At 72.3% G+C, this 15,479-nt stretch carries 12 protein-coding genes; 6 read left to right on the forward strand and 6 right to left on the reverse strand.

Annotated features, from left to right (window positions below):
- Positions 1-1,233 (forward strand): [protein-PII] uridylyltransferase family protein (locus tag D452_RS0124150; RefSeq protein WP_017546709.1); only part of this gene is annotated, 1,233 nt, incomplete at its 5' end.
- On the opposite strand, the gene D452_RS0124155 is transcribed toward D452_RS0124150, so the two are convergent.
- Together D452_RS0124155 and D452_RS0124160 are read right to left on the reverse strand one after the other, a co-directional pair.
- Positions 1,221-2,354: a sensor histidine kinase gene (locus D452_RS0124155; protein WP_017546710.1), complete on the reverse strand. Its 1,134-nt coding sequence runs from the start codon at positions 2,352-2,354 to the stop codon at positions 1,221-1,223. The two genes, D452_RS0124150 and D452_RS0124155, sit on opposite strands and share 13 nt — an antisense overlap.
- Entirely contained in the window at positions 2,351-3,025 is a 675-nt protein-coding gene (locus D452_RS0124160) for a response regulator transcription factor (RefSeq protein WP_017546711.1), read from the reverse strand. Before D452_RS0124160 ends, D452_RS0124155 begins: the two co-directional genes overlap by 4 nt.
- A 157-nt stretch (positions 3,026-3,182) precedes the next feature.
- Between D452_RS0124160 and D452_RS0124165 the strand changes: the two genes are divergently transcribed.
- Positions 3,183-3,773 (forward strand): M15 family metallopeptidase, encoded by a 591-nt coding sequence (locus D452_RS0124165; protein WP_017546712.1) that lies wholly within the window; start codon positions 3,183-3,185, stop codon positions 3,771-3,773.
- A 43-nt stretch (positions 3,774-3,816) separates the two neighbouring features.
- Here D452_RS0124165 and D452_RS0124170 read toward each other — a convergent pair whose 3' ends face one another.
- From D452_RS0124170 to D452_RS0124180, 3 genes are all read right to left on the reverse strand, one after another.
- A complete protein-coding gene (locus D452_RS0124170) occupies positions 3,817-5,637 on the reverse strand; it encodes a carbohydrate-binding module family 20 domain-containing protein (protein ID WP_017546713.1) in 1,821 nt (606 codons plus the stop codon).
- Positions 5,638-5,893: 256 nt separating this feature from the next.
- A complete protein-coding gene (locus D452_RS0124175; protein WP_017546714.1) occupies positions 5,894-6,232 on the reverse strand; it encodes a hypothetical protein in 339 nt (112 codons plus the stop codon).
- Between the two features lie 79 nt (positions 6,233-6,311).
- Positions 6,312-6,932 carry a hypothetical protein gene (locus tag D452_RS0124180; protein ID WP_017546715.1) on the reverse strand — a complete coding sequence of 207 codons (621 nt, stop codon included), beginning with the start codon at positions 6,930-6,932 and terminating at the stop codon, positions 6,312-6,314.
- Positions 6,933-7,417: 485 nt separating this feature from the next.
- Here D452_RS0124180 and D452_RS32045 point away from each other — a divergent pair, with 485 nt between their 5' ends.
- The 4 genes from D452_RS32045 to D452_RS0124195 all read left to right on the forward strand — a co-directional run bounded on the left by D452_RS32045 (position 7,418) and on the right by D452_RS0124195 (position 12,561).
- On the forward strand, positions 7,418-8,269 hold the full coding sequence (locus D452_RS32045) for an AAA family ATPase (RefSeq protein WP_239646441.1): 852 nt from the start codon (positions 7,418-7,420) through the stop codon (positions 8,267-8,269).
- 1,729 nt (positions 8,270-9,998) lie between these two features.
- Positions 9,999-10,340, forward strand: coding sequence for a helix-turn-helix domain-containing protein (locus D452_RS32050; protein ID WP_449289528.1), 342 nt, complete (start codon positions 9,999-10,001; stop codon positions 10,338-10,340).
- 153 nt (positions 10,341-10,493) lie between these two features.
- Positions 10,494-11,855, forward strand: coding sequence for a glutamine synthetase family protein (locus tag D452_RS0124190; RefSeq protein WP_026129641.1), 1,362 nt, complete (start codon positions 10,494-10,496; stop codon positions 11,853-11,855).
- Between the two features lie 127 nt (positions 11,856-11,982).
- Positions 11,983-12,561, forward strand: a complete 579-nt coding sequence (locus D452_RS0124195) for a rhodanese-like domain-containing protein (RefSeq protein WP_017546718.1) — start codon at positions 11,983-11,985, stop codon at positions 12,559-12,561.
- A gap of 28 nt (positions 12,562-12,589) precedes the next feature.
- On the opposite strand, the gene D452_RS0124200 is transcribed toward D452_RS0124195, so the two are convergent.
- Positions 12,590-15,454 (reverse strand): helix-turn-helix transcriptional regulator, encoded by a 2,865-nt coding sequence (locus D452_RS0124200; RefSeq protein ID WP_017546719.1) that lies wholly within the window; start codon positions 15,452-15,454, stop codon positions 12,590-12,592.
- Between the last annotated feature and the right edge of the window lie 25 nt (positions 15,455-15,479).

Genomic DNA, 15,479 nt, shown 5'->3' on the forward strand with positions numbered 1-15,479 from the left:
GCCCCCGAAGCGGTGGCCATGCTGGGCGACGACGCCGACCTCCGGCGCCGGGAGACGCGGTCGCTGATGGCCGAGGCGGACGCGGCCCTGCGCCGCTACGACACCCCGGAGGAGAAGGTGTCCGCTGTGCGGGCCCTGCGCCGCCGGGAGCTGCTGCGCACGGCCGCCGCCGACCTGCTGGGGGTGTGCTCGGTCGAGGAGGTGGGCCGGGCCCTCACGGGGATCGCGGCGGTCACCATCGACGCGGCCCTGCGCGCGGCCTACACCAAGGTGGTGGCCGAGTCCGGCGGTGAGGAGCTCACCCGGGTGTGCGTCGTCGCCATGGGCCGGTTCGGCGGCGGTGAGCTGACCTACGCCAGCGACGCCGACGTGATGTACGTGCACGACCCGATGCCGGGCGCGGACAAGGGCGCGGCCACCAAGCAGGCCTTGGCGATCGTGCGGGAGCTGGCCCGGCTGCTGGAGATGCCGCAGGCCGAGCCCCCGCTGAAGATCGACACGGACCTTCGGCCCGAGGGCAGGAGCGGACCGGTGGTGCGCACCCTGGACTCCTACGCCGCCTACTACGGGCGCTGGTCACAGGTGTGGGAGAGCCAGGCGCTGCTGCGGGCGCGGCCGATCGCCGGGGACGAGGGGCTGCGTTCGGCGTTCGTCGCGCTGATCGACCCGCTCCGCTACCCGGAGGGCGGCGTGTCCCGTGCCTCCGTGCTGGAGATCCGCAAGCTCAAGGCACGGATGGAGGCCGAGCGGCTGCCGCGCGGGGCGGATCCGACCCTGCACACGAAGCTGGGCCGGGGCGGGTTGTCCGACGTGGAGTGGGTGGCGCAGCTGGTGCAGCTGCGGCACGCGCACGAGTACCCGGACCTGCGCACCCCGCAGACGCTGCCCGCTCTGGCGGTGGCGGTGGCGCACGGGTTCCTGGCCGCCGACGACGGTGTGGCCCTGGAGCGGTCGTGGCGGCTGGCCTCCCGGGTGCGCGGCATGGTGATGCTGGTGCGCGGCCGGGGCGGCGACTCGATCCCGCACGACCTGCGGGTGCGCGCGGCCCTGGCCCAGGCCATGGGGTTCGGCGACGACGACGGGACCGACGCGGACGGCGAGGGTACCGAGGAGGACGAGGCGGTGGCGGAGGGTCCCGAACAGGAGGGCCCGGCCGAGCAGCTGACCGAGGCCTACCTGCGGACCACCCGGCGGGCGCGCGCCGTGATGGAACGCGCCTTCTACGACGACTGAGGGGCGCCGCGGGCGGGGAGGGTGACCGTGACGGTGAGCCCTCCCCCCTGGTCGGCCCGGCGCGGACGCAGGTCCAGGGTGCCGCCGTGGACCCGCACGACCCGCGCCACCAGGGCCAGGCCCAGGCCGTGTCCCTGGCCGGACCCGATCCGTCCCGCGCCACGGAGGAAGGGTTCGTGCAGGCGGGCCGCGGTCTCCGGCGTGTACACGGGCCCGGTGTTCTCGACCCGCAGGACGGTGTCGCCGGTGCTCCGGTCGCGACCGGTGGTGACCATGGCGGTGCCGGTGTCCCCCTCCCCCGGGGTGTTGTGGCGCAGGGCGTTGCGCACCAGGTTCTCGGTGAGCTGGGTGAGCAGCGCGGTGTCGCCGACCGTCGGCGCCGGGACGAGCCCGTGCTCCAGCCGGACGCCTCGACGCAGCGCCTCCTCCTCGCCCTCGGCCAGGACCCCGCGCGCGATCTCGGCGAGGTCGGCGGGTTCGGACACCGCGGTGACGGCGTTGGCGTCGGCCAGCCGCAGCAGCGCCTCGGTGAGGCCGATCGCCCGGGCGTTGGTGAGGTCCAGCCGTTCGAGCAGGCGCGGGTGGTCCTGCCCCTCCGGGTCGCGCCGGGCCACGTCCAGGAGGGTCGCGTTGACCGCCAGCGGGGTGCGGAGTTCGTGGGAGGCGTTGGCGGCGAACCGCTCCTGGACCTCGAAGGCGTCCTGGAGGCGGTCCAGCATGTGGTCGAACGCGTCGGCGAGCTGCCGGAACTCGTCGTTGCGCCCGGAGAGGGCGACCCGGTGGCCCAGCCTGCCGGTGGTGGCGATCAGGACGGCGTCGTTGATCCGGTTCAGGGGGCGCAGGACCCATCCGGCCAGGATCCAGCCGCCGACCAGCCCGATCACCGCCAGCACCAGCAGGACGCCCCCGGAGATCCGGACGACGGCCTCCAGGATCTGCCCTCGGGCCGCGATGGGTTGACCCAGGTCGCTGGGGTTGGCTGCGGTGAGCGGATAGTCGGGCACGTACCGCAGGACCGCGTACACCCCGACCAGCACCGTCAGACCCGCCACGACCACGAACCCGGCGTAGCCCAGGGTCAGGCGCAGGCGCGCACTGACCCGCACCCCGCCGTCGCTCACTTCCCCTCCCCGGTGTCGACCAGGCGGTAGCCCACCCCCGGCACGGTCACGATGGGGTCGGGTTCCCCCAGGGCCCGGCGCAGCTGGGACACCGTGACACGGGGAGCGCTGGTGAAGGGGTCGGCGTGCTCGTCCCAGACCTTCTCCAGGAGGGTCTCCGCGCTGACCACTCCTCCGTCCGCGCGCATGAGCAGTTCGAGGACGGCGAACTGCTTGCGGGGCAGCCGGACGTAGCGGCCGGAACGGTAGGCCTCCCGCCGGTAGGGGTCCAGGCGCAGGTCGGCCCGCTCCAGCACCGGCTGGACGGTGGCCGCGGGTCTGCGGGCGAGCGCGCGCAGGCGCATGACCAGCTCCTCGACCGCGAACGGTTTGGTGAGGTAGTCGTCGGCACCCAGGGAGAAGCCGTCCACCTTGTCCCGGAGCCGGGCGGCGGCGGTGAGCATGAGCACCCGCGTGCCGGGACGGTCGCGGGCGATGACCGCGCACACCTCGTCCCCGTGGGTGCCGGGGAGGTCCCGGTCCAGGACGACCACGTCGTAGTCGTTGACCCCGATCCGCTCCAGCGCGGCGTCGCCGTCCAGGGCGACGTCGGCGGCGATGGCCTCCTGGCGCAGTCCCGCCTGAAGGGCCTCGGCCATGAAGACCTCGTCCTCGACCACCAGCACACGCATGCGGTTCCCCCCGTCACTCGGCCAGCGACCCAGTGTAGGCAGGCGGGGTGTTGCGAAAGTGTTGGCTCGGCGGCACACACCCGTGCAACATCCTCCCTGGTGGTCTGGGCCCTTCGGCGCCGAGCACGGGGTTCGGCCCATGGAGGAGGGACGTGCCATGCGCTTTCGAACGACCGTTCTGACCACCGTGGCCGCCCTGGTGGTGGCCCTTGCGGGGTGCGCGGCCTCCGGGACGGCCGACGCGGGCGAGGCGGGCCCCGGGAAGTCCTGGACGCGGGACCTGCCGGTGACCCGGCTGACGCCGCTGGGCGACGAGGACGGGTTCGTTCCCGAGGGCGGCGGCCTGGATCCCGCTGACGGCGTGCCCGCGCTGTCCGAGCTGGACCCGGACCTGCTGGAGGCGGTGCGCGAGGCCGCCGACGCGGCGCTGGAGGAGGCCGGGATCGAGGTGCTGGTGACCAGCGGGTGGCGCAGCGAGCGCTATCAGCGCTACCTGCTGGAGTCCGCGGTGAAGGTGTACGGAAGCGAGGAGGAGGCGGCCCGGTGGGTGGCCTCCCCCCAGGACTCCTCGCACGTCAAGGGGGCCGCTGTGGACGTGGGGCTCACCGACGCGGCGTACTGGTTCGTCGAACACGGGGCGAGGTTCGGGCTCTGCCAGACCTACGCCAACGAGGTGTGGCACTACGAACTCACCGTGGAGCCGGGCGAAACCTGCCCGACGCCGCTGGAGGACGCGTCGGCGGGCTGAACCGGGCCGGGCCCCCCCGCCAGCGCGGGGGTGCCCGGTGGTCTCAGCGCTGACCCCAGGTGACGGCGGTGGCCGGGCCGACCCGGTTGTCACCGGGCTCCCAGTCCGCGCCGCCGTCCGGGGAGACCCTGACCAGCTTCCACTCCGTCTCCGAACCGATGGTGACGGGGCCGGACCACTGCGGGTAGGTGGACGCGTCGGTGCTCAGCGGGGCGCCGTTGGCCGGGTCCCAGGACCCGAGCTCGGGGGTGGAGCCGACCACGTACACCTCCTGGCCGAACCGGGTCTCGACGGTCGCGGTCAGGGTGTCGGGGGCACCCGGCTCACCCGGTTCGCCCGGCTCACCGCCGCCGCAGTCCTGCTCGCACTCGCCGCCCACGTGCAGCGCCAGAGCGCCGTCGGCGGGGACCGTCGCGCTGACCTGGCCACCGGAGACCGTGGCGGTTCCGGGGCCGGAGGCGTTGTCGTACTCGCCGTCCGGGAGCGAGGTCGGGGCGGTCAGCGACCAGGACCCGCCCGAGGCGTTGAAGGCGGCGAATCCGGCCGCACCGCGGTCGAAGGCCACTCGGGAGGAGCCCTCCCGGACCCGTTCGGTCAGGCCCGTGCCGTCCACCGCCGCACGGAAGGCCACCATGCCGCTGACGGCCTCGTTCCGGTGCTCGCAGACCCACGCGGAGCCGGAGCAGTCGCTGTCATCGGTGACCCACCCGGCGGGGTTGCCGTCCTGCTCGCCCACACTGGGCGGGCCCTCGGTCACGTTGCCCTCGAAGTCGTAGCTGGACATCACCACGGGGGTGCCGTAGGGGTGCGCCAGCATGAAGGCGGTGGCGAGGTAGTAGCGGTCGCCGTCCACGTACGTGAGGGTGGGCTCGTAGCGCTGGGTGTCGTGGTTGTCGACGAAGACCACGGCCTCCTCCGAGGTGAGGCCGCCGTGGTCGGGCATGTCGGTGAGCCCGGCGATGTCACCGTTGGCGAAGGCCGAGGCGACGGAGCGCTTGTAGTCGAAGTTGGTGACCTGCCCGTAGGGCGTGTAGGCGGTGTAGGGGATCGTCTGGTCCCCGTAGACCTCGTGGAACACCCGGGGGGCGCCGCCGAAGCCGGGGACCTCGTCCAGGGCTCCGACGATGGCGCCCATGTCGTCCTCGGGCACGTGCTTGGAGGCGTCCACCCGGAAACCGCCGACCCCCATGGCGACGAGGCCGTTCAGGTACCGGACGATCTGGTCACGGACGTGCGGGGAACCGGTGTCGAGGTCGGCCAGGTCGAGGAGCTGGCAGTTCTGCACCTCGTCCTTGTCGTTCCAGTTCTCGATGGTGTCGTAGCAGGGGCCGAAGTCGTCGTAGGAGTAGGCGGCGGTGCCGTCCCCGAACAGGTCGGGGTACTCGTAGCGCTCCCACTCCGTCCCGGCGCTGCCGGTGCTGGTGCCCTCGGCCGGCCCGGTCATGTGGTTGATGACGGCGTCCACGTAGATCCGCACGCCGTTGTCGGCGCAGGTGGAGACCATCTCCTGGAAGTCCTCGGCGGTGCCGCGCCGTGTGTTGTCGATCCGGTAGGAGACCGGCTGGTAGTCCTGCCACCAGGGGTGGTTGCCGCCCTCGGAGAAGGGGACGACCACGTGTTCCTGGGGCGGGGAGACCTGGACGCCGCCGTATCCGGCGGGGCCGAGGAAGTCGGCGCACTCGGCGGCGACGGAGTCCCAGTTCCACTGGAAGAGGTGGACGATGGTGTCCCCGTTGCCGTTCTGGGCGGGGTTCTGCGCGGAGACGGGTTCGGCGTCCTGGGTGGCGGCCGGGCTGGGAACCGCCAGCAGGGCGGCTCCCAGCAGGGCCGCTCCGGCGAGGGCGCCGACGCGGGGTGTTCTCATGTGCGCTCCTTGGGGGAGGTGCTGCATTCTCTTGCAGTTTCCGCAAGAGTTTGCATTGAGGTAACGAAGGTAACAGACCAACTCCCGCCTGTGAACACCGCGTGAACGGCGGCTCAGACGCACACATGGTGGAAACGCGGCTCTGATCTGGACGAAAGGAGCTGCAAGATTTTCCAGACGAAAAAGCCGGTGGCGGTCCGGAGCACTCCGGACCGCCACCGGCGACAGACCCGTGCGGGCGGGTCGGGTGCGGCGTCTACCAGAAGACCGCCACACCGATGTTGACGATGGCCAGGACCCCGGCAATGATCGCCAGGTTCTTCGCGGGCTTGCGCAGGTTGAGCACACCGACGACCACCACGGCCAGGGCGATGACGAGCTTCACGCCGATCTTGACGTGGTTGAGTTCGCCGATGTCGGCCATCTCGGCCACGCCGACGAGCAGCAGGCCCGTGACGAACTGGAGCAGGGCGCTGTGCAGCAGCACCTTGGTGGCCTTGACGTTGTCGGTCATCAGCTGCATGAGGAAACCGGCGATGATCCCGGCCAGGCCGATCATGTGCAGGAACACGAGCGCGGAGTAAAGGAAGTCCATACCCGCACACTACTACGCGTTGTAGTTGAAGCTCCCGTCTTTCTGACGCAGTGACGTAACAAATCAGACACCCACCCGGTCAGGTTCTGCGGGAGGCGCCCCACTGGCGCCACAGCAGCCAGACCAACAACATCAGCACCCCCACGCCCACCGCGCGGACGAGACCGTCCCGGTCCATCAGATCCCCCACCCGTGAGAGCACCGTGGGGTCACCGACCAGCAGGGTGTCGCTCGCACAGGCCGCGGGTTCGGCGTCCCGGTCCAACAGCAGGCAGGCCGTACTCACCACCCGCTCCCCCACCTCGGCGTCCTCGGCCACTCGGACCCGGACGGTGTACACCCCTTCGCCCTCCTCCGGCAGGTCCACCCTCCAGTTGGCCACGCCCTCCTCGACGATCCCGCCCTCGCCCACCTCCTGGACGGTCAGGGGTTCGGGCACGTGCTGCGCGAGCAGGCCCTTCTCCACCTCGACCCCCGCGCCATTGACCACGGTGGCCCGGTAGACGACCTCCTCGCCGGGAAGCGGCGGCTCGTCCACCCCGGACAGGGACAGCCGCACGGCGTCCGCGTCCCCGAACCCACCGCTGTCCGCGACGGCGGGGGCCGCGCACAGCACGGCCGCGACCAGCCCCGCGACGACCCCTCCGGCCCTTCGCCCGAACGTGCCCCGTCGGTCGGTCCCGCAAGCGACCCGAGTCATCCCACGCCCTCCTGAGATTCACCACTGGGGCCGGTCAGGCAGCCCCCCGCAGGAGACGACCGGCCACCTCACACACTTGTCCGGCTCAGGGCCCCGGAGTCAAGGAAGTGCCGGGGCGTTTGGCGAATCGGCCGTGCCCACGCGGCGCTTAGGACGGTTCCCACCCGTCTTAGGACGCCATCCCCCGGGCCGGGCGGGGAACCGCTGATTCCTACCGATGCGCCGGGTCCGTTCTTAGCCGGATCGTGGAGGTCATCGGGGCGGGACACGGGTTCGGCCCCGCAAACGGCTCCCGCGCACCCGCTGACCCAGAGGAAGAGGAACCACCACCATGACCTTCGAGGACCTGCGCGCCGCCACCGCCCGCGCGCTCAGCGACGAACGCCTGCGCCAGGCCGAACTCAGCCGCCGCGCGCTCCGAAACCAGTCCCCTCTTCGTCGGCCGCCGGGACCACCTCCGTCTCCTGGCAGACCAGGCCCAACGCGTGCGCACCGGGTCACCGGAGACGTTGCTGGTCGGCGGGGACGCGGGGGTCGGCAAGAGCCGCCTGGTCTCCGAGTTCGCCGCGACCCGGCCCGCCGGGACGGTGTTCGTCGGCGCCTGCCTGCAGTTGGGTGTGGACGGCCTGTCCTACGCCCCCTTCACCGCCGTGCTCCGCCAGATCCTGCGCGAACGCGGGCGTCCCCCGTTCGACGCGGCCGCACCGGGCGGGACCGGTGAGTTCGCCCGGCTCCTCCCCGAACTCGGCGAGCCCTCCGCCGACCACCGGGAGAACCGGGGCATCCTCTTCGAACAGGTGCTGCGCCTGTTCGAGCAGGTGGCCGGGGAGGCGGGGGTCACCGTCGTCCTGGAGGACCTGCACTGGGCGGACGGCGCCACCCGGGACCTGCTGGTCTTCCTCGCCCGCAACCTCTCCCGGCCCGGGACCCAGGTCATCGCGACCTACCGCAGTGACGACCTGCACCGCACGCACCCGCTGCGGCGGCTCCCTCCACANGTGCGTGGGCCGGATCGTGCTGGAGCCGTTCACCCGGGAGGAGGTGGGCGCCCAGGCCACGGCGATCCGGGGCGAGGAACTGGAACAGGACGCCCTGGACACGCTCTTCCGACGCAGCGAGGGCGTCCCGTTGTTCGTGGAGGCGCTGGCCGCCGCCGAGACCTGCCCCTCCGACGACGACCCCGACCTGCCCGACCACTTCCGCGACCTCTTGCTGGAACCGGTGCGCCGCTTCGACGAGACCACGCTGTCGGTCCTGCGCGTGGCGGCGGTGGGGGCCGTGGCCGACGGTATCGAGCACGAGGTGCTCCAGCACGCGGTCGACCTGCCCGAGCGTGAGTTGGAGGCCGCCCTGCACACCCTGGTCGACTCCAACGTGCTGCGCCCCCATCGCACCGGCTACCGGTTCCGGCACGCGCTGCTGCGCGACGCCGTGCACCACGAGATCCTGCCCGGGCCGCACTCCCGGCTGCACCTGCGCTACGCGCAGCTCATCGACGAGTACCCGGACGCGGTCCCCAAGGACCGCCGCGCCGCCGAGCAGGCCCACCACTACCACGCCGCGCAGGACCTGCCCCGGGCCATGGAGGCCGCCTGGCGGGCGGCTGTCCAGGCCAGCAGGACGCTCGCCTTCGGCGAACGCCTGGGCATGCTGGACCGCGTCCTGGCCCTGTGGGACCGGGTACCCGACCCCGGCGACCGGGTGGAGGGGCACAGCTGGGCCGAGGTCGTGAGCCAGGCCGCGAGCGCGGCGATCTCCGCCGACCGCCACCGGCGCGCGCTGGAGCTGGTCGACGAGGCGCTGGCGACCCTGCCCGAGGACGCCGACGACGACGTGACCCTCGCGACACGGGCGATCCTGCTGCGCAAGCGCGGGCAGGCCCGCTCCACCAACGTGCGCGGCGGCGGCTTGGACGACCTGGTGCGGGCCCTGGAACTGCACCCGCCGCACATGCCGGAGTACAGCCAGCTCCTGGCCATCCTCGCCCGGGAGAGCGCCATGCTGCGCGAGGACCGGGAGCCGACGCCCGCGCAGCGCATCCTCCAGGAACTGAACGACACCGGCCGCGGCTCCAGCACGTTGGCCGAACTCGCGATCGAGGCGGCCGACGGCGGCAGCCNCGACGCCCGGATCACGTTGGGCGGGGTCCGCATGCGCGACGGTGACGTCGAACACGGGCGCCCTCTGGTGGAACGGGGCATGGCGGAGGCCATGGAGCTGCGTGAGCCCTACATGGAGGCGCGCGGAGCAGGGAACCTGGGCCACTTCCTGCGTGAACTCGGTCACCACGAGGAGGGCCTGCGCGTGTTGGAGGAGTCCCTCGCCCGGCACGAGGCACTGAGCTGGGCGCCCTTCCACCGGTCCTTCAACCACCAGAACCGGGCCGAGATCCTCTTCGAGACAGGAGAACTCCGCCAGAGCCGGGAGGTCTACCGCCGCTACCTGAGCAGGAATCTGGGCGACCGCAAACACCAGCACTACATGCAGGCGGTGGAGGCGCGGGCCGCGGCCGCGATGGGAGACGTGGTCGCGGCGCGGGCCGAGGCGGGGCCCAGCGGCGACCGCTCCATGCTGGACGCGCACCGGATGGACATCGTTCAGCTGCGCACCACGGGGATGCTGGACGCCGCCCTGGCCGAGGGTGACCTGGCCGAGACGCTGTCCCTCTCCCGGGACGTCCTGGAGCAGGCGGCCCTGGAGCGTTCTCCGGGGTACTCGTGGCCGCTGCTGGAACAGATGGCCGAGGCCGCCCGGCTGGGGGCGGAGCGGGCCCGCGGAGGAGCGGAGTACGGGGAGACGGCCCGGTTGGTGGGCGGGCTGGTCGGCACCGTCGCGGGGAGGCTCCCTCTCAACGGTCTGGTCCGACCGGCGTACGCGGCGACCGTGCGGTCCCTGCTGGCCGAGGCCGGGGGGACCGAGGCCCCGTCCCTGGCCGCGTCGTGGGCCGCCGCGGTGACGGCCTGGGACGCCACCCCCATGCGGCTGCACCGGGCACGGGCCCGGTTGCGTGAGGCCGAGGCCCGGGTCGCCGCCGGGGAACGGTCACGTGCCGTGGAGCTGACCCGCATGGTCCACGAGACGGCCGCCGCGTGTGGTGCGTCACCCTTGGCCCGCGCGGCCGAGGACCTGGCGCGCAGGCTCGGGACGGGCCTGTCCGGCGGGTCCGTGCCGCCGCCCGCGCCCGCCGGGCTCACCGCCCGGGAGACCGAGGTGCTGCGGCTTCTGGCCTCGGGCGCGACCAACGCGGCCATCGCCGAGTCGCTGTTCATCAGCCCGAAGACCGCGAGCGTGCACGTGTCCAACATCCTGGGCAAGCTCGGTGTGCCCAACCGCGCGACGGCCGGGGCGCGTGCGCGCGAACTCGGCCTGGCACAGCTCGTCCCGAACCTCCCGGTTCAGCGGTCATAATGCCTGTGCGGGGGAGGTCCGGGCAGGCTGGCTGGCGTGTGCGGAAATGCCCCGGAAATATCCGCACGGCAGACTGGCCCCGGGAGATCGTTCCCGGCACGGCTCACGTGCGCGGACCGGGCCGGGACCGACCGGCATCGAGGAGGTTTGATCGTGAATCGACAGCAGGAATTCGTGCTCCGCACGTTGGAGGAGCGCGACATCCGGTTCGTGAGGCTGTGGTTCACCGACGTGCTCGGGTACCTCAAGTCCGTGGCGGTCGCACCCGCCGAACTGGAGGCCGCCTTCTCCGAGGGCATCGGGTTCGACGGCTCCGCCATCGAGGGCTTCGCCCGGGTCTACGAGGCCGACATGCTCGCCCAGCCCGACCCCTCCACGTTCCAGGTGCTGCCATGGCGCAACGAGCCGCACGGCACCGCGCGCATGTACTGCGACATCCTCATGCCCGACGGCTCGCCGTCCCCGGCGGACCCCCGGCACGTGCTCAAGCGCCAGCTCGGCAAGGCCTCCGACCTCGGGTTCACCTTCTACACGCACCCCGAGATCGAGTTCTACCTGCTGAAGAAGTTCCCCGAGCACGGCGAGTTCCCCGAGCCCAACGACTCGGGCGGGTACTTCGACCACACGCCGCACAACAGCGCCCACGACTTCCGCCGCAACGCGATCAACATGCTGGAGGCCATGGGCATCTCGGTGGAGTTCAGCCACCACGAGGGCGGCCCCGGCCAGCAGGAGATCGACCTGCGCTACGCGGACGCGCTCACCACCGCCGACAACATCATGACCTTCCGGCTCGTGATGAAGGAGGTGGCGATGGAGCAGGGCGTGTACGCCACGTTCATGCCGAAGCCGTTCACGCAGTACCCGGGCTCGGGCATGCACACCCACCTGTCGCTGTTCGAGGGTGACCGCAACGCCTTCTACGAGCCGGGCGCGGAGTACCAGCTCTCGAAGGTCGGGCGCGGGTTCATCGCCGGGCTGCTGCGACACGCCGACGAGATCGCGGCCGTCACCAACCAGTGGGTGAACTCCTACAAGCGCATCTGGGACGACCCGGCCGCCTCGGCCGGCATGGGCGGTGAGGCCCCGGCCTACATCTGCTGGGGGCACAACAACCGCTCGGCCCTGGTCCGCGTTCCGATGTACAAGCCCGGCAAGTCGAACTCCAGCCGGATCGAGATCCGCTCGCTGGACAGCTCCGCCAACCCCTACCTGGCCTACGCGGTGATCCTCGCCGCCGGGCTGAAGGGGATCGAGGAGGGCTACGAGCTGCCGCCGGGCGCCGAGGACGACGTCTGGGCCCTCACTGACTCCGAGCGCCGCGCGCTGGGCATCAAGCCGCTGCCGCAGAGCCTGGACGAGGCGCTGCGCCTGATGGAGAACAGCGAGCTGGTCGCCGAGACACTGGGCGAGCACGTCTTCGACTTCTTCCTGCGCAACAAGAAGTCGGAGTGGAACTCCTACCGACGCCAGGTGACCCCGTACGAACTCCAGAGGTATCTGCCCACGCTCTGACCGGGTGCCGGGCTTCGCGGCGGGGGGTATTCCCGGAAGGAGTGGCAAGCACGTCACATACCCCGGGGGGTAGAATTCCTACCAAAGCTGTCGACTATCCCTTCTCCCCTCCTGGAGTCACACACACATGATCGAGTCCGTCGACGCAGCGACCGTCAGAGCCAGGCTCGACAGCGGGTCGGCCCCGCTCCTGGTGGATGTGCGCACCCCCGCCGAGTTCGAGGGCGCGCACATCCCCGGGGCGGTCAACCTCCCGCTGGGCGAGCTGGACCAACACGCCGGGCGGGTCGCCCGGGACGCCTCCGAGCAGGTCGTCCTGGTGTGCCAGTCCGGACCCCGCGCCGAACAGGCGCGGCGGCGGCTGGCCGCCGCCGGAATGGACGACGCCGTGGTGCTGACCGGCGGCATGAACGCCTGGGCGGCCGCCGACGGCCCCGCCGTGCACGGGCCGCAACGGTGGGCCCTGGACCGCCAGGTGCGCCTTGTCGCCGGTTCGATCGTGCTGGTCGCGGCGCTGCTGAGCCTGTGGTGGACCCCCGCCGTGTTCGTGGCCGCGTTCGTCGGCGCCGGGCTGGCCTTCGCGGGGATCACCAACACGTGCGCCATGGTCCACCTGCTCTCGAAGCTCCCCTACAACCGGCCGACCGAGCGGGTGGACGTCGAGGCCTCACTGGCACGGATCAGCCGAGCCGGTTCCCGGACCTGACGGTCCACCCGAATAGCCGCCCGGGAGTTCAGGTCTGGAGCAGGCCGAACTCCCGGGCACGCGCCACCGCCGCCGTCCGGTTGGCCACCCCCAGCTTTCCCATCGCGTTGCTCAGGTGCACGCTCACCGTCTTGGCCGAGATGAACAGTGCCTCCCCCACCTCACGGTTGCTCAGCCCCTTGGCCACCTCCACCAGGACCTCCACCTCACGTGGGGTCAGTCCGGCGGGTGGTGCTGTGGTGGCCGATCGGGGCAGGACCGCGCGCATCTCCGCCACGAACTGGCGGGCGAAGTGCAGGTCGAGCTCGGTCAGCAGCCTCTCGGAACGGTGCAGCAGCTCCCGGGCACCACTGGTGTCCCCCGTCTCGTACGCGGACCAGAAGGCCCCGAACAGACACGCGTACCGGGTCAGCCCCCTCGCCCGGCCGACCAGGGGCAGCGCCCGTTCCCAGTGCGCCAGCGCCAGAGCCGGGTCCTCCTCCAGGAAGGCCCTGCTGGTGGAGCCGATCAGCTCTCCCACCGGTGAGACAGGCCAGTCCTCCCGGTCGAGCTGCGTCGACAGGGCCCCGGCCAGTTCGTCGGCGAGGACGCGGTCCCCGGGGTCGGCCCGGCGCCGCAGCCGCCAGGCCACCATCGCCATGGCGGACAGACCACTGGAGCTGAACCGGACCAGGGAGAGCATGCCGATGTCGCGCTCCCCCTCCAGGATCACCCGGGCGGCCTCGGCCCACCGCTCTCCGGGCCCGAACAGCAGGAGCAGGACCCGTGTGTAGTAGTGCGGCATGTACTCCACCCAGGTGGCGGTCTCCCGGGGCAGCAGGCGGGTGAACTCGTCCTGGGCGCGCTGGCTGCCCTCCCAGTCCCCCTCCAGTGCGGTGAGCTGCGCGATGATGGCCTGTCGGCGCCCTCCCATGAGGTCCTCCCCCGCCGGGCTCGCGAGCAGTTCCGCCCGGGCCTCCTCCACCCTCCCCGAGGCCAGGAGGGCACTGGCCACCCCGTTGACCAGGCCGACGCCCTGGCTGCGGGCCACCCCCAGTTCCGTGCAGCGGTCCAGCGCCTCCCGCGCGCACGCCAGCCACTCCGCGTACTCGAACCGGCTGGCGTGGTTGCTGCCGAGGTTGTTGAGCCCGCGCATCTCCACCTGGACGGCACCCTGCTCCCGAGCGAGCCGCACCCCCTTCCGGAGCATCTCCAGAGCCTCATCGGATCCCGTGTGGTCCAGCAGGCTGCCCAGGGTGATCAGCGCGTCGGCCTCGCTCACCCAGTCCCCGCAGGCCCGCGCCTCCTCGATGGCCACGCGGGCGACCCGCTCCGCCTCGGCGTCGCTGCCCCTCAGCATGAGCACCGACGCGGTCGTGGCGCTCACCACGGCCCGCTCCGGATGTCCGTCGGGGACGAGCGCGGCGGCCGCGCGCAGGTCGTCCAGCGCCTCGATGCGCCCCAGTTCCTTGTAGGAGAGACCCCGCGCGACCAGGAAGCGGGCGACCAGTTCGGGATCGACCCGGGGGTCGAGGTCGGACAGGGCCTCACTGGCGTGCTCGACCGACCTGCGCAGGCTGCCCGCGATCTGCGCCGCCCCACACACCCCCAGGAGCAGTTCCCCCTGGGAGAGCCCGAGCAGATCGGCGGCGTCCGGGACCAGCTCCCACAGCTCAAGCACACGTTCGAGCAACGCCAGGTGCTCGGGGTAGGCGCTGGCGTCCCGCGCCCGCTGGGCCGCCTCCCACGAGGCGGCCAGGGCCCTCGGGTGGTCGTGCGCGGCGTAGGCGTGGTGCGCCAGCTGGGCGACTGTCTCCGTGCGGGCCAGACCCGGGACGCCACTCTCCAACGCCTGCGCGTAACGGCGGTGGGCACGCACCCGCTGGCCCGGCAGCAGGTCGCCCTGGACCGCCTCGGCCAGCAGTGCGTGCCGGAACAGGTAACCGGTCTCGGTGGCGCTCAGCACCCGGGCGTCCACGGCCTCGCGCAGCGCCTCGTCGAGGTCGTCCTCACCGACCCCGGAGGCCTCGGCGACCTCGGCGAGCAGCCCGTGGTCGACCCGGTCACCGGCGATCGAGGCCAGCCCGAGGACCTTGCGGGTGGTGGGGGCGAGGGGTTCCACCCGGCGCATGAGGAGTTCGCGCGGGCCGTCGGGGACGGCGCCTCCGGGGGCGGCGAGGAAGGACTCCACGAACAGCGGGTTGCCGCCGCTGCGCTCCAGGAGCAGGTCCAGCGCTGCGGGGTCCGGGGCCCGCCCCCGCAAGGCGGCGGCCTGCTCGGCGACGGCCTCCCGGGTGAGGGGGTCGAGGTCGAGCCGCGTCACCCGGGGCAGCCGCTCCAGCTCGGGGAGGACCCGGCGCAGGGGGTGGGCCCGGTGCAGGTCGTCCGAGCGCACCGAGACCACCAGGTGCACGGGGGCGGGGCCGAGGTTGCGCAGCAGGAAGACCAGCAGGTCGCGGGTGGAGGCGTCCGACCAGTGCAGGTCCTCGATCACCAGGCTGAGGCCGCCCGGGTCGGCGTACTCCTCCACGTAGGTGAGCACCGCCTCGAAGAGCCTGGCCCGGGAGTTGTCGTCGGTGCCGGGGCGCCTCTGGGGGCTGCGCCCCGGGCCGGGCAGGAGACGGGTGAGATCGCTGCCTTCGCCGGGTGCCGGGCCGCCCGCCCGGACCAGCTGGCGCAGGAGCGCGGTGAAGGGGGCGAAGGCGATGCCCTCGGCGCCCAGCTCCAGGCATCCGCCCAGGGCCGCGTGCCGCAGGGGCGTGCGCTCCAGGTACTCCTCCAGGAGCCGCGACTTGCCGATCCCCGCGTCACCGCAGAGCAGGACCGTGCTGGATCCTCCCGAACGGACCCGCGCGGCGTCGGAGAGAAGGTGGTCGACCTGCTGTTGGCGGCCGACGAAGGCGGAGGGGGACATACGCCCCAGTATGCCCGGGACGCCC

The organism is Nocardiopsis prasina DSM 43845 (genome assembly GCF_000341265.1).
Taxonomy (GTDB): Bacteria; Actinomycetota; Actinomycetes; order Streptosporangiales; family Streptosporangiaceae; genus Nocardiopsis; species Nocardiopsis prasina.